Here is a 21404-nt window from a genome sequence, read left to right as displayed (position 1 = left end):
CCCCTGAGCCCCACCGCCGTCCCGTCCCGCCCCCGCCCGAGACCACGCGCCCGGAGAGGAGTCCGTCGATGAGCACCACCCCGGACGACCTCCCGGACGACCTCCCGGCCGGCGCAGCGGCCACCGGCCCGGCCGTGCACGTGCCGGTGCTCCTGCACCGGGTGACCAAGCTCCTCGCCCCGGCCCTGCAGGCTCCCGGTGCAGTGCTGGTCGACTGCACCCTCGGACTGGCCGGCCACTCCCTGGCCCTGCTGCGCGCCCACCCGGAGCTGCGCCTGATCGGCCTGGACCGCGACCCCGACGCCCGCGCCGAGGCCGCGGCCCGGATCGCGGCCGCCGGCTGCGCCGAGCGCGCCACCCTGGTGCCCGCCGTCTTCGACGAGCTGCCCGAGGTCCTCGCCGACCTGGGGGTGGACGAGGTCCAGGGCGTCCTCTTCGACCTCGGCGTCTCCTCGCTGCAGCTGGACCGCCCCACCCGCGGGTTCAGCTACTCCACCGACGCCCCGCTGGACATGCGGATGGACCCCGGCGCCCCCCGCACCGCCGCCGACGTGGTCAACACCTACAGCCGCGGCGAGCTGACCCGGGTGCTGAGGGTCTACGGCGAGGAGCGGTTCGCCGGCCGGATCGCCTCCGCCATCGAGCGCGAGCGGGCGCGCGAGCCGTTCACCGGCACCGCCCGGCTGGCCGAGCTGGTCCGCGACGCCATCCCGGCGGCCACCCGGCGGACCGGGGGACACCCGGCCAAGCGGACCTTCCAGGCCCTGCGCATCGAGGTCAACGACGAGCTCGGCGTCCTCACCCGTGCCCTCCCGGCCGCCATCGACGCGCTGGCCGTCGGTGGCCGGGTGGCCGTCATCAGCTTCCACTCCCTCGAGGACCGCATCGTGAAGCAGACCCTCGCCGCCGAGGCGACCGACCGCACCCCGCCCGGGATGCCGGTGCCCATGCCGGAGCACGCCCCGGTGCTCCGGCTGGTCACCCGTGGCGGCGAGGCCCCCGGCGAGGACGAGATCGCGGTCAACCCGCGGGCCGCCTCCGCCCGGGTGCGCGCCGCCGAGCGGGTCCGGAGGGCCGCGTGAGCGCCCCGGCACGGACGACGGCCGGACGGGTGGGCGCACCGCGTGCCCGCACCGCCACCACCGGGCCGGTCCACGTGCCACGCACCGCGCCGACCCGGCGCAGCGGCCCGGTGCCCAGGCCGCAGCTGCGGCTGGTGCCCGGGGACGCCGGGGCCTCCCGCCCCACGCCGCGCCCCTCCCGCACCACCCGCCGACGGCGGGCGCCCTTCGCGCTCCTCGTCGTCGGCCTGCTGGTCGCCACCACGCTGGGCCTGCTCCTGCTCAACACCGCCATCGCCGTCGACTCCCTGGAGGCCACCCGCCAGCGGACGGCGAACGCGGAGCAGGCCCAGGAGGTGGCTCGACTGGAGCAGCGGGTCGTCGCTGCCGACAGTGCAGCCGAGCTGGCCCGCGCCGCCACGGAGGGGGGCCTGGTCCCACCCGGCTCCGCCGGACACCTCGTGCTCCAGCCCGACGGCACCTCGGTGCTCGTCGGGACCGCCGTCCCCGCGCCCGCCCCCGAGCCCGCCGACCCCGACTCCCCGCAGAACGCCGACTCCCCGCAGAGCAACCAGACCCCCGGGAACTGATCCGTGCCGCCAGCAGGTCCTCCGCCCCCGTTCCGCCCGGGCACGGCCCGGCGGACCCCGTCGCGACCCACCGGTCCGGCCGGCCGCGCCGGCGGCCTGCGGCCCCGGCGGGAGGGCGGGCGGCGGGAGCCGCTGGGCCTGGCCCAGCGCGACCAGCGCAACCGGTGGGGCCTGGCGTTCCTGGTCACCCTGCTGGTGGTCGTGGTCGCCAAGCTCGTCGTGCTGCAGGGCGTCGACGGCGCGCCCTACGCGCAGGCGGCGGAGAACGACCGGATGAAGGTCTACCCGATCGCCGCCGTCCGCGGGCAGATCACCGATCGCGACGGCCAGCTGCTGGCCTACTCGGTGGACGCCGAACGGGTGGTCGCCGACCCCACGCTGGTCGATGACCCGGCGCGCACCGCCCTGGCGCTGACCACGCTGCTCGACGTCCCGGCCGCCGAGCTGACCGAGAAGCTCTCCCGGGACAGCCGGTACGTGGTGCTCGCCGAACGGGTCTCCACCGAGGTGACCGGCCGGATCCGCGCGCTGGAGGAGCGGCAGGGCCTCTTCTTCGAGGACGACCCGGTGCGGCTCTACCCGGCCGGTGCGGTCGGCGGCCAGGTGGTCGGCTTCGTGGGGCGCGACGGCGACGGGCTGGCCGGCATCGAGCAGCGCTACGAGGACGTGCTGTCGGGCACCGACGGCGAGGAGCGGATCGAGGTCGACGGCCGGGGCAACCCGATCCCGTCGGGCATCGACGACACCGTGCCCGCCGTCGACGGCAGCACCGTCGCGCTCACCCTCGACGAGGACCTGCAGTTCGTCGTCCAGCAGCGCCTGGACGCCGCCTGCTCGGACGGCTTCACCACCACCGCCTCGGCCGTGGTGCAGGAGGTGGCCACCGGCAAGGTGGTCGCCATGGCCGGCTGTCCCGGGTACGACCCCGGCTCGTACAACACCACCGACCCCGAGCTGCTGGGCAACCCGGTGGTCTCGGAGGTGTACGAGCCCGGTTCGGTGATGAAGGCGGTCACCCTCGCCGCGGCGGTGGAGGAGGGCAAGGCCCGGGCCGACACGGTGCTCAACGTCAACGGTCACATCCAGGCCGGCGACGTCGTCGTCACCGACGCGCACGACCACGCGCCCATCGACTTCACCGTGACCGGCATCCTGGCCAAGTCCAGCAACGTCGGCACGATCATGCTGGCCCGGGAGGTCGGCGACAGCACGTTCGAGGGCTATCTGCGTGCCTTCGGCATCGGCTCGAAGACGGGGATCGAGCTGCCGGGGGAGAGCGCCGGCATCCTGCAGGACTCCGCGGAGTGGACTGCCAGCCGGGCGGCCAACGTGCCGATCGGCCAGGGCGTGTCGGTGACGACCCTGCAGATGGCGTCGGTGTACCAGACCCTCGCCAACGGCGGGGTGCGCATCCCGCCGCGGCTGGTCGAGTCGGTGACCGCCGCCGACGGCACCGTCACCGAGGCGCCGCGGCCGGAGGCGACCCGGGTGGTCAGCGAGGACACCGCCGACCAGCTCACCTACATGCTCGAGGCGGTGGTCGGCCCCGGCGGCACCGCGCCGCTGGGTGAGGTCGACGGGTTCCGGGTGGCCGGGAAGACCGGCACCGCGCAGCGGGCCAACCCCGAGTGCGGCTGCTACGCGGGCGGTGGCTACTTCACCACCTTCGTCGGCTACGCCCCCGCCGACGACCCGCAGTACGTCGTCGCCGTGGACCTGGAGCGCCCGACCAGCGACGCCGAGGGCGGCCAGGTCGCCGCGCCGGTCTTCGCCGACGTGATGCGGTACGCGCTCACCGCCGGTGGCGTGGTGCCCTCGGGCGCGCCGCGCCCGGACTTCACCCTCTCGGTCCCCTGACCGGCCAGCCGCCGACCGGCCGGGTCCCGGCCGGCCGTCCGGCGGGCACGGACGGCGCGCGACACGGGCAGGGGTGGGCGGCCGGGTCACGGCGCCCGGCGCCGGTAGATTGGCCTGTCGTGACCCCGACCGTCCCCGGCTCGGTGCCCCGGCCCGCGGGGACCCGCCCGCTCCGCCTCGCCGAGCTCGCCGACCTCGTCGGGAACCCGGTCCAGGGTGACGCCGGCACCGCCGTCACCGGCGTGACCCACGCCTCGGGCGAGGTCCGCCCCGGCGACCTCTACGCGGCGCTGCCCGGCGCGCGCACCCACGGCGCCCGGTTCGCCGCCGACGCCGCCGAGCGCGGTGCGGCCGCCGTCCTCACCGACCCCGCCGGCGCCGCCGACGCCCGGGCGACCGGGCTGCCGGTCTGCGTGGTCGACGGACCCCGGGCGGTGCTGGGCCCGGTCGCCGGCCGGGTGTACGGCCGGCCCAGCGAGCAGCTGAGCGTGCTGGGCATCACCGGTACGAACGGCAAGACGACGACGGCCTACCTGGTCGAGGCCGGGCTGTCCGCGGCGGGCTGGACCAGCGGGCTGATCGGCACCGTGCAGACCCGCACCCGCGGCACCGGACCCGACGGGACGCCGACGACCACCACGCTGCCCAGCGCCCGGACGACGCCGGAGGCGCCCGACCTGCACGCCCTGCTGGCGACGATGGTCGAGTCCGGCGTGCGCGCCGTGGTCATGGAGGTCTCCAGCCACGCGCTGTCGCTGGACCGCGTCGGCGGGGTCCGGTTCGCCGCGGCGGGCTTCACCAACCTCTCCCGCGACCACCTCGACCACCACGGCGACATGGAGAGCTACTTCGCCGCCAAGGCGCGGCTGTTCGACGGGCGCGCGGCAGCCGAGGTCGTCGACGTCGACGACCCGTACGGCCGCCGCCTGACCCGCCCCGGCACGGTCACCGTCTCGACCCGGGACGCCACCACCGCCGACTGGTCGGCCACCGACGTCAGCTCCCTGCCGGCCGGGGGTTCCCGGTTCACCCTGCACGGGCCCGGCGGCCGCTCCTGGCCCGCGCGGCTGCGCCTCCCGGGCGCCTTCAACGTGGCCAACGCCGTCCTCGCCGTCGCGCTGCTCGACGCCGTCGGCGTCCCGGTCGAGGCAGCGGTCGCCGGCCTCGCCGAGACCGTGGTGCCCGGCCGGATGGAGCCGGTCGACGCCGGCCAGCGGTTCGTCGCCGTCGTCGACTACGCGCACACCCCGGACGCCGTGACCACCGCGCTGGACGCCCTGCGCGGCGCGACTCCTGGCCGGCTGCTGACCGTGCTGGGCTGCGGCGGTGACCGCGACCCCGGCAAGCGCCCGGCGATGGGCGCGGCCGCGGCAGCCGGCAGCGACGTGCTGGTCATCACCGACGACAACCCGCGCTCGGAGGACCCGGCGGCCATCCGCGCCGCCGTCCGCGCCGGGACCGCCGACGTGCCGGCGGACCGGCGGGCCGAGGTGCTCGAGGTCGGTGACCGGCGTGAGGCGCTGGCCGCCGCGGTCGCGCTCGCCCGCCCGGGTGACACGCTCCTGGTGGCCGGCAAGGGCCACGAGACCGGTCAGGAGGTGGCAGGGCAGGTGTTCCCCTTCGACGACCGCACCGTGCTGCGCGAGGTGCTCTCCGCGCGGGTGGACGCATGATCCCCCTCACCTTGGCCGAGGTGGCCGCCGCCGTCGGCGGCCAGCTGGCCGGCGCCGGCGCGCCGACCGTGTCCGGTGCGGTGGTCACCGACTCGCGCGCGCTGGCGGCCGGCGACCTGTTCGTCGCACTGCCGGGGGAGCGGGTGGACGGCGCCGACTACCTGCCGGCCGCGGCGGCCGCCGGCGCGGTCGGTGCGCTGGCCACCCGGGCCGACCCCGCGCTGCCCACCGTCGTCGTCGCCGACCCGGTGACCGCGCTGGGCCGGCTGGCCGCCGAGGTGCACCGCCGGTTGGTCGCCGGTGGGCTGGTCACCGTCGGTATCACCGGCTCCTCGGGGAAGACGTCCACCAAGGACCTGCTCGGCCAGGTGCTCGCCACCGCCGGCCCCACGGTCAGCCCGCAGGGGTCGTTCAACAACGACATCGGGCTGCCGCTCACCGTCCTCACCGCCGACGCCGCGACCCGCTTCCTGGTGCTGGAGATGGGCGCGCGGGGGCCCGGGCACATCGCCCGGCTCTGCCGGATCGCCCGCCCGCACATCGGGGTCGTGCTCAACGTCGGCTCCGCCCACCTGGGCGAGTTCGGCAGCGCCGAGGTGATCGCCCAGAGCAAGGGCGAGCTGGTCGAGGCGCTGCCCGCCGAGGGCACCGCGGTGCTCAACGACGACGACGCCCGGGTGGCCGGCATGGCGCCGCGCACCGCGGCGACGGTGCTGCGCACCGGGCTCGGCGCCGGGGCCGACGTGCGCGCGGTCGACGTCGCCCTGGACGACTCCGCCCGCGCCCGGTTCACCCTGGTGGCCGCGGGCGAGGAGCACCCGGTGCAGCTGCAGGTCGTCGGTGCGCACCAGGTGGCCAACGCGCTGTCCGCGGCCGGTGCCGCGCTGGCGGCCGGGATGACCCCGGCGGCGGTCGCCGCCGCCCTGTCCGCCGCCGGCCCGCGCAGCCGCTGGCGGATGGAGGTCACCCGCCGCGCCGACGGGGTCACCGTCGTCAACGACGCCTACAACGCCAACCCGGAGTCGATGCGCGCCGCGCTCGCCGCGCTCGCCCAGCTGCCCGGGCGCCGCCGCATCGCGGTGCTCGGCGCGATGGGGGAGCTGGGCCCCGGCGCCGACGCCGAGCACGCCCGGCTGGGCCGGGACGTCGTGCGCGGCGGCGTGGACCTGCTCGTCTCCGTGGGGGACGACGCCATCGGGCTGCACACCGGCGCGCTCGCCGAACGGACGGCGAGCGGCGCGACGGCAGCCCACACACAGGAGGAAGTGGTGCACGTGCCCGACCGGGAGACAGCCCGGCGGTTGCTGGCCGAGGTGCTCGCCCCGGGCGACGTGGTGCTGGTCAAGGCCTCCCGGGCCTACGCCCTGGAGCAGCTGGCCGCCGACGTCCTGGCCGCCGACGTACGCGCCGACCCCGGGGCCGGCGCGTGAAGTCCGTCCTCGTCGCGGCCGCCTTCGGGCTGGTCATCTCGATCCTGCTGACCCCGCTGGCGATCAAGGCGTTCCGCCGGCACGGGTTCGGCCAGGAGATCCGGGACGACGGCCCGCAGAGCCACCTGGCGAAGAAAGGCACCCCGACCATGGGTGGCACCGTCATGGTGCTGGCCACCGTCGGTGGCTACCTGATCGCCCACCTGTTCCTCATCAACCAGCCCGGGCGCGGTGTGACCGCCACCGGGCTGCTGTTGCTGTTCCTGCTCATCGGCCTGGGCACCGTCGGCTTCCTCGACGACTACCTCAAGATCCGGTACCGGCGCAGCCTGGGCCTGAACAAGACCGCCAAACTGGTCGGGCAGCTGGTGATCGGGGTGACCTTCGCCGTCCTCGCGCTCATCCAGGACGACCAGGGCGCCGCGGTCGCCACCACGGCGGTCTCCTTCGTCCGGGACATCGCGCCGCTGACCCTGCCGGCGTTCCTGTTCGTCGCCTTCGCCTACCTGTTCATCGCCGGCTTCTCCAACGCGGTGAACCTCACCGACGGCCTGGACGGGCTGGCCGCCGGGTGCTCGGCGATGGTCTTCGCCAGTTACGTGATCATCTCGTTCTGGCAGTTCGGTCACGACTGCGCCACCGAGCTGGTCGACGGCTGCTACACCGTCCGCGACCCGCTCGACGTCACCCTCGTCGCCGCCGCGGCGATGGGCGCCTGCCTGGGCTTCCTGTGGTGGAACACCTCACCGGCGCGGATCTTCATGGGCGACACCGGGTCGCTGGCCCTGGGTGGTCTGATGGCCGGGCTGGCGATCGTCACCCGCACCGAGCTGCTGCTGGTGGTGCTGGGCGGGCTGTTCGTCGCGGTGACCCTGTCGGTGGTGATCCAGGTCGGCTTCTTCCGGGCCACCCGGCGCCGGGTCTTCCGGATGGCGCCGCTGCACCACCACTTCGAGCTGGCCGGCTGGGCGGAGAACACCGTCATCGTGCGGTTCTGGCTGGTCACCGGCATGGCGGTGGCGTTCGGCCTGGGGCTGTTCTACGCCGACTGGCTCTCCTTCGCCGGACTGTGAAGGCTGGGCCGGTGACCTCCCCGACCGACTCCTCCCGCGTCCCCGACCGCGTGCTCGTCGCCGGCCTCGGCGTCTCCGGTGCGGCCGCCGCCCGGGTGCTGCTGGCCCGCGGCGCGGACGTCGCGCTGACCGACGCCGCCGAGCCCGCGGTGGTGGCGGAACTGGTCGCCGCCGGCGCCCGCTGGCTGGGGCCGCTGACCGAGCCGCCCGAGGACGTCGACCTGGTGGTCACCTCCCCGGGATGGCGCCCGGACAACCCGCTGCTGCTCGCCGCCGCGGCCCGCGGGCTGGAGGTCGTGGGGGAGCCGGAACTGGCCTGGCGGCTGCGGCTGCCCGGCCCCGGCGGTGAGCCCGCGCCCTGGTATGCGGTGACCGGCACCAACGGCAAGACCACCACCGTCACGATGCTGGAGGCGGTGCTGCAGGCCGGCGGGCGGCGCGCGGTCGCCGCCGGCAACGTCGGCCGGCCGCTGGTCGAGGTGGTCACCGCCACCGACGCCGACGGCGCCCCGGCCTACGACGCGCTGGCGGTGGAGCTGTCCAGCTTCCAGCTGCACTGGTCGTCCTCGATCGCGCCGGCCGGGGCCTGCGTGCTGAACGTCGCCGACGACCACATCGACTGGCACGGCTCGCCGGCGGCCTACCGCGACGCGAAGGCCCGGCTGCTGCTGCACGCCCCGGTCGCGGTCGCCGATGCGGGCGACCCGGTCGCCTCGGCCCTGGTCGCCCGGCACCGGCGCCCGGTCACGGTCACCCTCGACGAACCCGCTCGCGGCCAGCTCGGCGTCCGCTCGGGCGCGCTGGTCGACCGCGCGTTCGCCACCGCGCCCGCCGGTGAGGTGCTCGCCGGGCTGGACACCCTGCAGGTCCGCGGCCCGCACAACACGGTGAACGCGCTGGCCGCGGCCGCGCTGGCCAGGGTGGCCGGTATCGCACCGGCCGACATCGCCCGGGGCCTGGCCGGTTTCCGCGGTGGCGCCCACCGCACCGTGCTGGTCGGCACCGTCGACGGCGTGGACTTCGTCGATGACAGCAAGGCCACCAACCCGCACGCCGCCGCCGCCTCGCTGGCCGCCTACCCGCGGGTGGTCTGGATCGCCGGGGGGCTGCTCAAGGGCGCCGACGTCGAGCCGCTGGTCGCCGCGGTCGCCCCGCGGCTGGCCGGGGTGGTGCTGCTGGGCCGGGACCGGGAGCAGTTCGCCCGGTCTCTCGCGCGACACGCACCGGCGGTCCCGCGCACCGTGGTCCCCAGCGGCGACGATGGGGCGGTGGTGACCGATGGGGGCCGTGTGACGTACGGCGACGAGGTGATGCGTCAGGTGGTGGCGGCCGCGGTGCGGCTGGCCGGCCCCGGCGACACGGTGCTGCTCGCCCCGGCCGCCGCTTCGATGGACGTGTTCACCGACTACGCGCACCGGGGCCGCGCCTTCGCCGACGCGGTCCGCGCGCTGGGCTGAGGTAGTGCGACCGTGAGCAGCCGATGACCGCGACCACCCGCGAAGGCGGCCCGCGCGCCGACCCCACCGGTGACCGGCGCCCCGGCGACCGGACCGAGGGCGACCGGCCGGCCGGCGGGGTCCGCTGGCGGCTGCGCGGCCCGGCCTGGCTCGAGGGGCCGATGACCAGTTCGCACCTGGTCCTCGGCTCGGCCGGCATGCTGCTGGCCATCGGCCTGGTCATGGTGTTCTCCGCCTCCGCGATCGAGGCGGCCACCTCCGGTCAGCCTGCCTGGCTGCCCGGCGTCCGGCAGCTGGTCTTCGCCCTGATCGGCCTGGCCGGGATGCTCGTGGCGATGCGGCTGCCGGTCGGGCGCATCCGGCAGTGGTCCGGCCGCGGCATGCTGCTGGTCTTCTTCCTCCTCTTGATCGTGCTGATCCCCGGCATCGGCCTGGAGCTCAACGGGTCCCGGGCCTGGATCGACCTCAAGGTCACCAACTTCCAGCCCTCGGAGCTGGCCAAGCTGGTCTTCGCGCTCTGGGGCGCGCACGTCATCGCCGTGCGCGAGCGGTACCTGACGACCCGCTCGCTGCTGGTGCCGGTCATCCCGGTCTTCCTCCTCATGTGCCTGCTGCTGCTCGCCGAGCCGGACATGGGTGCCGTGGTCAGCCTGGGCCTGGTCGTCGCCGGGCTGATGTGGGCCGGCGGGCTGTCCCGCCGCTACATCGTCGGCGCCGTCGGGGTGGTCGCCGCGCTGGTCGCGGTGATGGTCGCGGTGGCGCCCTACCGGATGGCCCGGGTCACCTCGTTCCTCGACCCCTTCGCCGACCCGCTGGGCAACGGCATGCAGGCGATCCGCGGCTTCTACGCGCTGGCCACCGGCGGGGTGTGGGGCGTCGGGCTGGGCAACAGCGCGATGAAGTGGAACCTGCTGCCGCACGCGGAGTCCGACTACATCTTCGCCATCATCGGGGAGGAGCTGGGCTTCCTCGGCTGCCTGGTGGTGATCGGCCTCTACGGGCTGCTCGCCTACGCCGGCTTCCGGATCGCCCGTCGCAGCACCGACCGGTTCGTCCAGCTGGCCAGCGTCGCGATCACCTTCTGGCTGATCGGGCAGGCCACGATGAACATGGGCTACGTCGTCGGGCTGCTGCCGGTCACCGGTGTCACGCTCCCGCTCATCTCGGCCGGCGGCACCTCGCTGGTGCTCACCCTCTTCGTCATCGGGCTGCTCGCCCGCTTCGCCCGGTCCGAGCCGGCCGCGATCGCCCACCAGCGGGCCAGCCGCCGCGGCTGGGCGGCCCGGCTGCTGCTCCCGATCCCGGCCGCCCCGGTCGACCCGCCGCCGTCCCGCCGGCGCCGGGCTGCCCGCCGGGGTCCCGGCCCCGAGGCGGTGGCCGACACCGGTCGGCGGCGCCAGGGCCGCACGGTGACCCGGGTGCCGGGGCTGCGCACCCAGGAGCAGGAGGCTGTCCGGGCCGCCCCCCGGGGGCCGCGCGGCGCTGCCCCGCCGACGTGGGCCGGCGCCCCGGACGCGCGCCCGAACGTGGCCCAGCGGCAGACTGGGCGGGGCCGGCAGCCCGCCGGTGACCGCCCGACCGAACGCGGCCGCACCCCGGCCGTGCCCGCTCCCGTCGATCCCCGCGACCGCCGTGCCGCGGGGGCGGCTCCCGGGGGGCGGGGCCGGTCGGTCCCGCGGTCCCGCCCGAGAACGGAACGGCCAGGACGCCCGCAGTGACCCAGCCCCACCCCGCCCCCGGCCCCGCCGGGGTGCCCTCCGGCGTCCACGTGGTGCTCGCCGGCGGCGGCACCGGCGGCCACATCGAGCCGATGCTCGCCCTCGCCGACGCGCTGACCCGGCGCACCTCCGCACCCGGTGGCGCCCCGCGGGTCACCTGCCTGGGCACCGCCCGCGGCATGGAGACCCGGCTGGTCCCGGCCCGCGGGTACGACCTGCGCCTCATCCCGCCGGTGCCGCTGCCCCGCAAGCCGACCGTCGACCTGCTCCGCGTGCCCGGACGGGTGCGCCGCGCCGTGGGGGAGACCCGCGCGCTGCTCACCGGCCTCGGCGCCGACGTCGTCGTCGGGTTCGGCGGGTACGTCGCGCTGCCCGCCTACCTGGGCGCCCGGCGGGCGGGCATCCCGGTGGTGGTGCACGAGCAGAACGCGCTGCCCGGCCTGGCCAACCGGGTCGGGGCCCGGCTGGCCGCCCGGGTCGCGGTCACCGTCCCCGGCACGCCGTTGCGCGGCGGGGAGCACGTCGGGATGCCGCTGCGCACCTCGATCAGCGGGCTGGACCGGACGGCGCGGCGCGCCGAGGCGCGGGCCACCTTCGGCCTGGACCCCGACCGCCCCACCCTGCTGGTCTTCGGCGGCTCCCAGGGGGCGGCCTCGCTGAACCGGGCCGCGGTGTCCGCCGCCGACGCGCTCACCGCCGCGGGTGTGCAGGTGCTGCACGCGCGGGGGCCGAAGAACACCGATGTCACGGTGCCCGCCCGGCCGGCCGGCGCCGCGCCCTACGTCGTCGTCGACTACCTGGACCGGATGGACCTCGCCTACGCCGCGGCCGACCTGGCGCTGTGCCGCTCGGGCGCGGTGACCGTCGCCGAGCTGTCCGCGGTCGGGCTGCCCGCGGCGTTCGTGCCGCTGCCGATCGGCAACGGCGAGCAGCGGCTGAACGCGCTGCCGGTGGTCGAGGCCGGCGGTGGGCTGCTGGTGGCCGACGCGGACCTGACGCCGGAGTGGATCGCCGCGGAGCTGGTGCCGTTGCTCACCGACCCGGCGCGGCTGTCCGCGCTGGCCGGGCACGCCGCCGCGGCGGGAGCCCGGGACGCGGACGAGAGACTGGCCGACATGGTGCTGGCGGTGGTGGAGCGATGAGCGCGGCGGACGTCGCGGCCTGGCGGGAGCCGATCCCGGCGCTGGACGACCTCGGGGCGGTGCACTTCATCGGCATCGGCGGTGCTGGCATGAGCGGGATCGCCCGGATCATGCTGGCCCGGGGCCTGCAGGTCTCCGGCAGCGACCGCCGCGACTCCCCGGCGCTGCGCGCGCTGGCAGCCCTGGGCGCCCGGGTCGAGGTCGGCCACGACGCGGCCCACCTCGGCGACGCCGCCACGGTCGTCGTCTCCACCGCCATCCGGGCCGAGAACCCCGAGCTGGTCGCCGCCCGCGAGCGGGGCCTGCGGGTCGTGCCCCGCGCGGTGGCGCTGGCCGCGGTGATGGCCGGCCGGCGGAGCGTCGCGGTCGCCGGCACGCACGGCAAGACGTCGACGACGTCGATGCTGACCGTGGCGGTGCAGGCCTGCGGCGTCGACGCGTCCTTCGCCATCGGCGGCACGCTCAACGAGTCCGGCTCCAACGCGCACGCGGGGGAGGGCGACGTGTTCGTCGCCGAGGCCGACGAGAGCGACCGCTCCTTCCTGCTCCTGGCCCCCCGCGCGGCGATCGTGACCAACGTCGAGGCCGACCACCTGGACAACTACGGGGACCTGGCGGCCGTGGAGGCCGCCTTCGACACCTTCGTGCACACCGTGCCCGCCGACGGGTTCCTGGTCCTCTGCGCCGACGACCCGGGGGCCGCCCGGCTCGCCGGGGTCGGGGCGCCGGCCCGGGTGCGCACCTACGGCCAGGATGACGACGCGGACCTGCGCCTCACCGACGTGCGGGTGGGGCCCGACGGCACCCGTTACACCGCCGTCCTGGACGGCCGGGTGCTCGGGGAGGTGCACCTCCAGCTGCCTGGTGAGCACATGGCGCTCAACAGCGCGGCGGCGCTGCTGACCGGGCTCGAGCTGGGCCTGCCCGCCGCCGGGCTGATCGGCGGCCTGGGCCGGTTCGGCGGTGTGCACCGCCGGTTCGAGCTGAAGGGCACCGCGGCCGGCGTGCGGGTCTACGACGACTACGCCCACCACCCCACCGAGGTGGCGGCCCAGCTGCGCGCCGCCCGGGCGGTGACCGGGTCCGGTCGCCTGCTGGTGCTCTTCCAGCCGCACCTGTACAGCCGCACCGCGGAGTTCGCCGTCGGCTTCGGGACGGCGCTGGGGCTGGCCGACGAGGTGGTCGTGATGGACATCTACGGCGCCCGCGAGGACCCGGTGCCCGGGGTGACCGGTGCGCTGGTCGCCCAGGCGGTGCCCCTGCCGGCCGGTCGGGTGGCGTTCGAGCCGTCGTGGTCGGCGGCCGCGCCCGCAATGGCCGCCCGGGCCCGCCCCGGCGACCTGGTGGTCACCATGGGCGCCGGGGACGTGTCCATGGTCGGCCCGGAGATCCTGGCCGCGATCGCCGAGCCGGAGCCGGGGACCGAGGGGATCGCCGGGCCGGTGGCCCCCCGGTGAACCGCACGGGGTCGACCACGCGCGACCGGGCCCGGTCGGTCCGGCGCGGGGCGGCCCCGGGGCGGGGGGCGAGCTCGGTCACGCCGTTGCGTCCCCGGCGCCGGTCGCGCCGGCCGGCCCGGTCCCGGCGTCGGCTGGTGGCCGCCGCAGCCGTGGCCACGGGCCTGGTCGCCGCGGTCGCCTGGCTGCTCCTCGGCTCGCCGGTGCTGGCCGTGCAGGAGGTCCGCGTCGACGGTGCGGTCACCCTCTCGCCCGAGCAGGTCGTCGCCAGTGCCGGGATCGCCGAGGGCACCCCGCTGGTCCGGGTCGACACCGCCGGCGCCGCCGAGCGGGTCGGCCGGCTGCCGCCGGTCGCCTCGGTCGAGGTCACCCGCGGCTGGCCGGACACGGTGGTGGTCACCGTGGTCGAGCGACGCCCGGTCGCGGTCGTCTCCGACGCCGGTCGCCGGCAGCTGATGGACGCCACCGGCGTCGTCTTCGACACCATCACCGGACCGGTGCCCGACGGCGTCGTCCCGCTCGACGTCCGCGATCCCGGCCCGGACGACGCCGCCACCACCGCCGCGCTGGGCGCGCTCACCGCGCTCCCGGGCGACGTGCGCGGTCAGGTCACCGCGGTCTCCGCGACCGGTCCGGACGACGTCACCCTCACCCTGACCGACGGGCGGGCGGTGCTGTGGGGGAGCGCCGCCCGCACCGAGCGCAAGGCCGAGGTGCTCGACGCGCTGCTGGAGCAGATCGACGCCGGGAGCCTCGACCCCGCCGGCACCCTCGACGTCAGCACGCCCGACGCCGTCGTGCTGCGCTGAGCCGGCGCGTCGCCGTCGGCGGGAGCTGGACGGAACCGGGTCCGGTCGTCCACCTGCGGGCGACGCGCCGCGCGCAGCGACACGCCCGGCCCAGAAAATGTCCAGGGGGTCCCTGGACGTGGCGTGCCGATGGGCGACCGGGTCGTCTGCACCTGGACATGAGACGTGCTCGGCGCGGGTCGTCACAGCGAGTGAGTCAGATGTGACCGACGGGTCGACCGAGATTCGTGAGGTGGTGCCCGTGGGACACGCCGAGCCCGGAGGGGTGCTTGCTGGGCCACTGGGGGGCACCTAACTTCGTCCCCAACGCCCGAGTTGACATAACTATAAGGCTCTACATGAGGATGAGGGTTCAGTTGGGGAGCGCGGCATGACACCTCCGCACAACTACCTCGCGGTCATCAAGGTCGTCGGCATCGGCGGCGGCGGGGTGAACGCGGTCAACAGGATGATCGAGGTCGGCCTCAAGGGGGTCGAGTTCATCGCCATCAACACCGATGCGCAGGCGCTGCTGATGAGCGACGCCGACGTCAAGCTCGACGTCGGCCGCGAGCTCACCCGCGGGCTCGGCGCGGGCGCCCAGCCCGACGTCGGCCGGCAGGCCGCCGAGGACCACCGCGAGGAGATCGAAGAGGTGCTCAAGGGCGCCGACATGGTCTTCGTGACGGCGGGCGAGGGTGGTGGCACGGGCACCGGGGGTGCCCCGGTGGTCGCCTCGATCGCCCGCAAGCTCGGTGCCCTGACCATCGGTGTGGTCACCCGCCCGTTCTCCTTCGAGGGGAAGCGGCGCGCGGTCCAGGCCGAGTCGGGGATCGAGGAGCTGCGCAACGAGTGCGACACGCTCATCGTCATCCCGAACGACCGGCTGCTGCAGCTGGGCGACCGGAACGTCAGCGTGATGGACGCCTTCCGCACCGCCGACCAGGTGCTGCTGTCCGGTGTGCAGGGGATCACCGACCTCATCACCACGCCCGGCCTGATCAACCTGGACTTCGCCGACGTCAAGTCGGTCATGTCCGGGGCGGGCTCGGCGCTGATGGGCATCGGCAGCGCACGGGGCGACAACCGCGCTCTGCTCGCCGCCGAGCAGGCGATCGCCAGCCCGCTGCTGGAGGCCTCGATGGAGGGCGCCCACGGCGTCCTGCTGTCGATCTCCGGTGGGTCGGACCTGGGCCTGTTCGAGATCAACGAGGCGGCGTCCCTGGTCAGTGACGCCGCGCACCCGGACGCCAACATCATCTTCGGGGCGGTCATCGACGACGCCCTCGGCGACGAGGTCCGGGTCACCGTGATCGCGGCGGGCTTCGACGGGGGGAAGCCGGGCAACCGCAAGGACGTCCCGGCGGCCACCGCCGCCCCGGCGTCCTCCCGGCCGGCCGTTCCGGCGCAGACCGGTGAACGTGCGGCCGGGCAGGTCTCCACGCCCCCGGCGCAGGCGGTCCCCGTTCCCCCGGCCCAGGCCGCCCCTGCGCCGTCGGCCGCCGCGCCCCGGCCCGGCCAGCCGGGCGCCGCCCCGGCCGGCGGCGGGATCACCGTCCCGCCGCTGCCGCCGATGCAGGGCTCGACGGGCGGCAAGAGCCGTCCGCTGGCCACGGACGACTTCGAGGAGGAGCTCGACATCCCCGAGTTCCTCCGCAGCCAGTAGCGCAGTGAGCGACGGTCCGGCCGCCCGGCCGGCGGTGCGCACCCGACGGGTGGTCACCGACCGGCGGGGCGGCCGTTCCGCGTCGCCCTGGGACTCCTTCAACCTCGGCAGCCACGTCGGTGACGACCCGGCCGACGTCGCGGCCAACCGGCAGCGGCTGGCCGACGGCATCGGGGTGCCCGGGCGGCAGCTGGTCTGGATGACCCAGGTGCACGGCACCGGGGTCGCGATCGTCGAGGACGCCGAGGAGAACCCGGTGGCCGACGTCGACGCGCTCGTCACCGCCACGCCGGGGCTGGTGCTGTGCGTCCTGGTCGCCGACTGCGTTCCGGTGCTGCTGGCCGACCCGGTCGCCGGGGTGGTCGCCGCGGTGCACGCCGGGCGCGAGGGGGTCCGGCGGGGTGTGGTGCCGGCGGCGCTGGCGGCGATGACCCGCCTCGGTGCCCACCCGGCCGACGTCGAGGCGCTCCTCGGTCCGGCCGTCTGCGGGGCGGACTACGAGGTGCCGGCGGCGATGCAGGCCGAGGTGGCCCGGGTCGCGCCGGCCAGTGCGGTGCGCACCCGCGCCGGCACCCCCGGGCTGGACCTGCGGGCCGGCATCGCCGGGGTGCTGCGCGACGCGGGCGTCGGCCAGGTCGTCCACGACCCCCGGTGCACGGTGGAGGACCGCGCCCTCTTCTCCCACCGCCGCGAGGGTGTCACCGGTCGGCAGGCGGGCCTGGTCTGGCTGGACCCGTCGCTGGGGCAGGGGTGACCGACGCGGACCGGCTGAGCACCAACCTCGGCGCGGTCCGGCGGCGGATCGACGGCGCCGCTCGGGCCGCCGGGCGCGACCCGGCCGAGGTCCGGCTGCTCGCGGTGAGCAAGACCTGGCCGGCCGAGGACGTCCGGGCGCTCGCGGCCCTGGGGCAGCGCGACTTCGCCGAGAACCGGGTGCAGGAGCTGCTCAGCAAGGCCGGTGAGCTCGCTGACGACCCGGCGGTCCCGGCGCTGCGGTGGCACCTGGTCGGGCAGCTGCAGCGGAACAAGGCGGCGGCGGCAGCCCGGCTGGGGGCGACGGTCCACTCGGTCGACCGGGCGTCGTTGGTCGACGCGCTGGCGCGGGCCGCCGAGCGGTCCGACCGGGTGCTCGACGTGCTGGTGCAGGTCGACCTGGGCGGCCCGGCGGGGGAGCTCGGCGCCCGCGGTGGTGCTGCCGTCCCCGAGGTGCCCGGGCTTGCCGACGCGGTCGCCGCCGAGCCCGCACTGCGCCTGCGCGGGCTCATGGCGGTGGCCCCGCGGGGAGTCGATCCGGCCCCGGCGTTCGCCCGGCTGGCGGAGCTCGCCGTCCGCGTGCGCCACGACCATCCTGCTGCCACGGAGCTCTCGGCGGGCATGAGCCAGGACCTGGAGGCGGCTGTGACAGCTGGGGCCACCGTGGTGCGTGTCGGTACCGCGTTGTTCGGTGCTCGCCCCCTAGCCTCCGATCGGAGTGGTGCCGAGGGACCCGTGCGATCTCCCGAGTCACACCAGCCCCAGCCGCACCACCGCGCCACCTGAAGACACCGCACCACCTGAAGACATCACCGCACCAGCGCGCGAGTCGCCCAGCGCACGAGACCAGAGGGAGACGCCGGATGGCCGGAGCCATGAGGAGGATGGGGGTCTACCTCGGCCTCGTCGAGGACGACGACACCCGTGGCGGTTACGACCGCTATGCCGCCCGGCAGTCGGACTACGACCGCGACGAGCGGCGCTACGACCGCTACGGCGCCCGCGATGAGGCCGGCTACGACACCGAGGCCCGGTTCGCCGACGACGCCTACCCCGCCGGGGACTACGGCTACGAGTCGGAGTACGCCGACGACTACGTCGCCGAGGAGCCGTTCGAGCCGGCGGCCGAGGCCGCTCCCGAGCCGGCGGTCTCGCTGGGGCGTCGCCCGGCCGCCCGGCCGCTGAACCTCGCCGGGTCCTCCGGTTCCACGAGCGCCTCCTCGCGACTGGGTGGTGGCGCCGGCCTCACCCCGGCCGGTGCCTCGCTGGCCTCGGCCGGGTCCGGGCGCGGCGGCGGCATCGCGGCCGGCGGCGGGGCCACGGGCTCTGCCGGGCTGGCCATGCGCGAGCCGGCGGCTGCCCCGGTGCTGGCACCCGCGCCCGAGCCCGCCCCGAAGCCGGACTCGTACCGGATCACCACCGTGCACCCGGCCTCCTACAACGAGGCGCGGACGATCGGTGAGCGGTTCCGCGACGGCATGCCGGTGATCATGAACCTCACCGACATGGAGCACGCCGACGCGAAGCGACTGGTGGACTTCGCCATCGGCCTGACGTTCGGGCTGCACGGTAGTATCGAGCGGGTCACGGCCAAGGTGTTCCTGCTCAGTCCGCAGGACGTCGACGTGACCGCGGAGGACAAGGCCCGGATCCGTGAGGGCGGGTTCTTCAACCAGTCCTGACCAGTCCACCGAACGAGCGAGGACCGTGCCACTTCTCCTGCAGATCGTCTCGTCGATCCTGCTCGTCTTCCTGATCCTGCTCTTCGCCCGGTTCGTCGTGGACTGGGTGATGGTGCTGGCCCGCAGCTGGCGCCCGCAGGGCGCCGTCGCCGCCGGGCTCGAGATCGTCTACGCCGCCACCGACCCGCCGCTGAAGGCGGTGCGCAAGGTGATCCCGCCGCTGAACCTGGGGTCCATCCGGCTGGACCTCGGGTTTATGGTGCTGCTGATCGCGGTGATCGTGCTGCGCAGCGTGATCCAGAGCCTGGCCTACTCCGCCGCATGACCCGATCCACCGAGCCGGGGAGGGGCGCGGGCCGCAGGCGGTCCGCCGCCGGTTCGCACCCGTCCTCGTTCCGCCCGTCCGACCTGAGGTGAGCCGTATGCCACTGACTCCCGCCGACGTGCACAACGTCGTCTTCAAGAAGCCGCCGATCGGCAAGCGTGGCTACGACGAGGACGAGGTCGACGCCTTCCTCGACGTCGTCGAGGCCGAGCTGGCCCGCCTGATCGAGGAGAACAACGACCTCCGCGCGTCGGGTGGGGCGTCGGCCCGGTCGGAGGAACGCGTCGAGTCCGCACCGATGACCGTCACCGCGCCGCCGCCCCCGCCGCAGGCGACCCCGCAGTCGCGGGAGGACGAGGCGATGCGGGCGTCCCGGATGCTCGCGCTGGCCACCGAGACGGCCGAACGGCACGTCAACGAGGCCAAGGCCCAGGCCGACCAGATGGTCGGCAGCGCCAAGAGCACCAGCGACCGCATGCTGACCGAGGCCCGCACCAAGAGCGAGCAGATGGTCGGCGAGGCCAAGCAGCGCGCCGACGCCATGCTCGGCGACGCCCGCACCCGGGCCGACACGATGGAGCGCGAGGCCCGCGCCAAGGCCACGGCCCTGCAGCAGGACGCGGAGCGCAAGCACGTCGAGGCGATGGGCTCGCTGGAGGAGAAGCGCGCGAGCCTGGAGCGCAAGGTCGACGAGCTGCGCACCTTCGAGCGCGAGTACCGCACCCGGCTGCGCTCCTACCTGGAGTCGCACCTGCGCGACCTGGACAGCCGCGGCTCGGCCGAGCCGTCGTCCAACAGCCGGCAGAACCAGCACGTCAGCGCCTGACGAAGGACCACCCTTCCCCCCACGCCTCGCACGCTCGGCGCGGGCCCCTGAAGGGTGGCCGACAGAGCCCCTCCGGACCCCGGTCTGGAGGGGCTCTGTCGTCGTCGGGGCCGTGTCGTCCCGTCGTGGGCCCGCGGGGGCCGGTGCCGGATAGCATCCGGACGTGGTCCTCATCGCGGCGCTGCTGGTCCTGATCGCCGTCGGTCTGCTCGTCGCCGGGGTCGTGCAGGGCGAGCCGGTGCTGCAGTGGAGTTCCTTCGCGGTGAGCGCCCTGGCCACCGTGCTGATCGGGATCGGGGCGCTGCGCAACCGTGCGGGCAGGGCCCGCCCGCCCGAGGTCCGGACGCCGTACCACCCGCAGGACCCGCCGCCGGCGGAGCCGGCGCCACCGGTCGAGCCGTCCCCGGGCAGCGGCTCCCGGCCCGGTAGCTCCCTGGGCGACCTGGCCCGGCCGGGGGAGGAGGAGGTGGTGCGGCGGGTGGCCCCGCCACCGGTGCCGCCCAGCTCCCCGGTGCTGCCCCGGGTGGGCGGGTCGACCCGCTGGGGGGACGGGCCGCCGCCGGCCGCCCCCGCCGAGCAGGTCGCCGCGGAGGGCGAACCGCCCCCGGAGGACGTCGAGTTCTCCGACCTGCTGCTGATCATGGACCTGACCGACGAGGTGCTCGTCGTCGACGAGCGCCCGCGCTACCACGTAGCGGGCTGCCCCCGGGTGGCCGGCGTGGCGACGATCCCGATCCCGTTGCTGCAGGCACGGACCGACGGGTTCACCCCGTGCGGCGTCTGCACGCCGGACCGGGCGATGGCCCAACGGGAGCGGGCCCGCCGGGGCTGAGGCGTGGCTCCCACGTGGGCGGGGTCCGGTGCGGGACCTTGAACGGGTGGGCACTCGTGCTGAGCTGAGTGATGGGCAGTGGGCGGTGATCGAGCCGCTGGTGCCCAGGTGACAGGGCGGTCCAGGCCTCACCGGGATCGCCGGCAGGTGGTCGAGGGCATCGTCGTGCACCGCTGTCGGTGCGGGGTCGCCTGGCGGATCTTCCCGAGCGGTTCGGGCCGTGGCAGACGGTGTGGAAGCGCACGCCCGGTTCTCCCGGGACGGCACGTGGGACAAGGTGCTGGCCGCGGCCACCTAGCGGCTGACCGACTCCAGCACCGTGGCGAGTTCCGCCGGTCGGCTGACCATCGGCCAGTGCCACGTCGGAAGCTCGACGTGAGTCCAGTCGCCGTCGACCATGTGCGCGAACACCGGTGCGTGCGGCGCCATCTGCTGCAGTTGCTCAAGGCTGAAGCTGCACAGCACGCCCGTCCGTGGCAGCCGCTCCCAGGCGCCGGTGAGCGCGACCGGTTGGGTGGCGGTGAGCCAGGGCTGCGGCTGCGAGCCTTCGACCAGCGCGGCGACGGCAGCGTCGTCGACCTCGGCCACCTCGGCGGCGAGTACGGCCCAGGGCGGCGGCGGGAGCTTCCAGCCCTCGCCGTGTGTCATGACCAGATCATCGTTGGCCGCGCGCGCGGCGGGTCCCTCGAAGTCGGCCTGTGCCATGCCGTCCGGCAGGGGCCCCGAGTCGACGTAGACCAGTCGCGCCACGCGCTCAGGCACGCGGTCCGCCGCACCGGTCGTCACGAGGGCTCCGTAGCTGTGGCCGACGAGCACGACGTCGTGCAGGTTCCGCTGCTCGAGCAGGTGCACGACGTCGTCGATGTGGGTCGTCAGGTCGGTCTCGGGCGAGGCGAGGTGGGCGCGCTCGCCCATTCCTGAGAGGTCGACGGCGTGCACGACGTGGCCGCGCTCGCGCAGCGAGTCTGCGACGGGGCGCCAGACCCAGGCGCCGAGCCAGAAGCCGGGGACGAGGACGTAAGTGGCGGTGTTCATGGCGACGACGCTAGGCGGGATTGTGGACAGCTCCCGCCC

General features: G+C 75.7%; 19 protein-coding genes. 18 read left to right on the top strand and 1 reads right to left on the bottom strand.

Annotated elements, in window-relative coordinates; genetic code table 11:
• Positions 1-68: 68 nt before the first annotated feature.
• The 18 genes from rsmH to ACI79A_RS13690 all read left to right on the top strand — a co-directional run bounded on the left by rsmH (position 69) and on the right by ACI79A_RS13690 (position 20330).
• Positions 69-1082 carry a 16S rRNA (cytosine(1402)-N(4))-methyltransferase RsmH gene (gene rsmH, locus ACI79A_RS13775; protein ID WP_457084046.1) on the top strand — a complete coding sequence of 338 codons (1014 nt, stop codon included), beginning with the start codon at positions 69-71 and terminating at the stop codon, positions 1080-1082.
• Positions 1079-1651 carry a hypothetical protein gene (locus ACI79A_RS13770; RefSeq protein WP_457084044.1) on the top strand — a complete coding sequence of 191 codons (573 nt, stop codon included), beginning with the start codon at positions 1079-1081 and terminating at the stop codon, positions 1649-1651. Before rsmH ends, ACI79A_RS13770 begins: the two co-directional genes overlap by 4 nt.
• 3 nt (positions 1652-1654) lie before the next feature.
• Positions 1655-3508 carry a peptidoglycan D,D-transpeptidase FtsI family protein gene (locus tag ACI79A_RS13765; RefSeq protein ID WP_457084042.1) on the top strand — a complete coding sequence of 618 codons (1854 nt, stop codon included), beginning with the start codon at positions 1655-1657 and terminating at the stop codon, positions 3506-3508.
• A gap of 119 nt (positions 3509-3627) precedes the next feature.
• A complete protein-coding gene (locus tag ACI79A_RS13760; protein WP_457084040.1) occupies positions 3628-5181 on the top strand; it encodes a UDP-N-acetylmuramoyl-L-alanyl-D-glutamate--2,6-diaminopimelate ligase in 1554 nt (517 codons plus the stop codon).
• A complete protein-coding gene (locus tag ACI79A_RS13755; protein ID WP_457084038.1) occupies positions 5178-6611 on the top strand; it encodes a UDP-N-acetylmuramoyl-tripeptide--D-alanyl-D-alanine ligase in 1434 nt (477 codons plus the stop codon). Before ACI79A_RS13760 ends, ACI79A_RS13755 begins: the two co-directional genes overlap by 4 nt.
• Positions 6608-7684, top strand: a complete 1077-nt coding sequence (gene mraY, locus ACI79A_RS13750) for a phospho-N-acetylmuramoyl-pentapeptide-transferase (protein WP_457084036.1) — start codon at positions 6608-6610, stop codon at positions 7682-7684. The genes ACI79A_RS13755 and mraY overlap by 4 nt, the downstream gene beginning before the upstream one ends.
• An 11-nt stretch (positions 7685-7695) precedes the next feature.
• Positions 7696-9141 carry a UDP-N-acetylmuramoyl-L-alanine--D-glutamate ligase gene (gene murD / locus ACI79A_RS13745; RefSeq protein ID WP_457084034.1) on the top strand — a complete coding sequence of 482 codons (1446 nt, stop codon included), beginning with the start codon at positions 7696-7698 and terminating at the stop codon, positions 9139-9141.
• Positions 9142-9164: 23 nt separating this feature from the next.
• Positions 9165-10859: a putative lipid II flippase FtsW gene (gene ftsW, locus ACI79A_RS13740; protein WP_457084032.1), complete on the top strand. Its 1695-nt coding sequence runs from the start codon at positions 9165-9167 to the stop codon at positions 10857-10859.
• Positions 10856-12001 (top strand): undecaprenyldiphospho-muramoylpentapeptide beta-N-acetylglucosaminyltransferase, encoded by a 1146-nt coding sequence (murG, locus tag ACI79A_RS13735; protein WP_457084030.1) that lies wholly within the window; start codon positions 10856-10858, stop codon positions 11999-12001. Before ftsW ends, murG begins: the two co-directional genes overlap by 4 nt.
• On the top strand, positions 11998-13458 hold the full coding sequence (murC, locus tag ACI79A_RS13730; RefSeq protein ID WP_457084028.1) for a UDP-N-acetylmuramate--L-alanine ligase: 1461 nt from the start codon (positions 11998-12000) through the stop codon (positions 13456-13458). Before murG ends, murC begins: the two co-directional genes overlap by 4 nt.
• A 137-nt stretch (positions 13459-13595) precedes the next feature.
• Positions 13596-14267 (top strand): cell division protein FtsQ/DivIB, encoded by a 672-nt coding sequence (locus ACI79A_RS13725; protein ID WP_457084026.1) that lies wholly within the window; start codon positions 13596-13598, stop codon positions 14265-14267.
• A gap of 370 nt (positions 14268-14637) precedes the next feature.
• The gene (gene ftsZ / locus ACI79A_RS13720; protein ID WP_457084024.1) at positions 14638-15912 is read left to right on the top strand and encodes a cell division protein FtsZ; all 1275 of its coding nucleotides are present in this window, start codon (positions 14638-14640) and stop codon (positions 15910-15912) included.
• A 4-nt stretch (positions 15913-15916) separates the two neighbouring features.
• Positions 15917-16666, top strand: coding sequence for a peptidoglycan editing factor PgeF (pgeF, locus tag ACI79A_RS13715; protein ID WP_457084022.1), 750 nt, complete (start codon positions 15917-15919; stop codon positions 16664-16666).
• Positions 16663-17451 carry a YggS family pyridoxal phosphate-dependent enzyme gene (locus ACI79A_RS13710; protein ID WP_457084020.1) on the top strand — a complete coding sequence of 263 codons (789 nt, stop codon included), beginning with the start codon at positions 16663-16665 and terminating at the stop codon, positions 17449-17451. Before pgeF ends, ACI79A_RS13710 begins: the two co-directional genes overlap by 4 nt.
• Before the next feature lie 77 nt (positions 17452-17528).
• Positions 17529-18347 (top strand): cell division protein SepF, encoded by an 819-nt coding sequence (locus ACI79A_RS13705; protein WP_457084018.1) that lies wholly within the window; start codon positions 17529-17531, stop codon positions 18345-18347.
• Between the two features lie 25 nt (positions 18348-18372).
• A complete protein-coding gene (locus ACI79A_RS13700) occupies positions 18373-18672 on the top strand; it encodes a YggT family protein (RefSeq protein ID WP_457084016.1) in 300 nt (99 codons plus the stop codon).
• A 97-nt stretch (positions 18673-18769) separates the two neighbouring features.
• Positions 18770-19498: a DivIVA-like cell division protein Wag31 gene (gene wag31 / locus ACI79A_RS13695; protein WP_457084014.1), complete on the top strand. Its 729-nt coding sequence runs from the start codon at positions 18770-18772 to the stop codon at positions 19496-19498.
• 163 nt (positions 19499-19661) lie between these two features.
• Entirely contained in the window at positions 19662-20330 is a 669-nt protein-coding gene (locus ACI79A_RS13690) for a hypothetical protein (RefSeq protein WP_457084012.1), read from the top strand.
• Positions 20331-20624: 294 nt separating this feature from the next.
• Here the strand turns inward: ACI79A_RS13690 and ACI79A_RS13685 are convergent, their stop codons facing one another.
• Entirely contained in the window at positions 20625-21365 is a 741-nt protein-coding gene (locus ACI79A_RS13685; RefSeq protein WP_457084010.1) for an alpha/beta fold hydrolase, read from the bottom strand.
• Positions 21366-21404 lie beyond the last annotated feature (39 nt).

This window comes from Modestobacter sp. SYSU DS0657 (assembly GCF_054050925.1).
Note: the sequence above shows the minus strand (reverse complement) of the source record. Positions and strands in the feature narration are given on the sequence as shown.

What these genes read in the sequence shown, in the direction of transcription:
- rsmH (WP_457084046.1), top strand. Translation starts at nt 69, where the DNA reads ATGAGCACCACCCCGGACGACCTCCCGGACGACCTCCCGGCCGGCGCA.
- ACI79A_RS13755 (WP_457084038.1), top strand. Translation starts at nt 5,178, where the DNA reads ATGATCCCCCTCACCTTGGCCGAGGTGGCCGCCGCCGTCGGCGGCCAG.
- ftsW (WP_457084032.1), top strand. Translation starts at nt 9,165, where the DNA reads ATGACCGCGACCACCCGCGAAGGCGGCCCGCGCGCCGACCCCACCGGT.
- murC (WP_457084028.1), top strand. Translation starts at nt 11,998, where the DNA reads ATGAGCGCGGCGGACGTCGCGGCCTGGCGGGAGCCGATCCCGGCGCTG.
- ftsZ (WP_457084024.1), top strand. Translation starts at nt 14,638, where the DNA reads ATGACACCTCCGCACAACTACCTCGCGGTCATCAAGGTCGTCGGCATC.
- ACI79A_RS13705 (WP_457084018.1), top strand. Translation starts at nt 17,529, where the DNA reads ATGGCCGGAGCCATGAGGAGGATGGGGGTCTACCTCGGCCTCGTCGAG.
- wag31 (WP_457084014.1), top strand. Translation starts at nt 18,770, where the DNA reads ATGCCACTGACTCCCGCCGACGTGCACAACGTCGTCTTCAAGAAGCCG.
- ACI79A_RS13685 (WP_457084010.1), bottom strand. Translation starts at nt 21,365, where the DNA reads ATGAACACCGCCACTTACGTCCTCGTCCCCGGCTTCTGGCTCGGCGCC.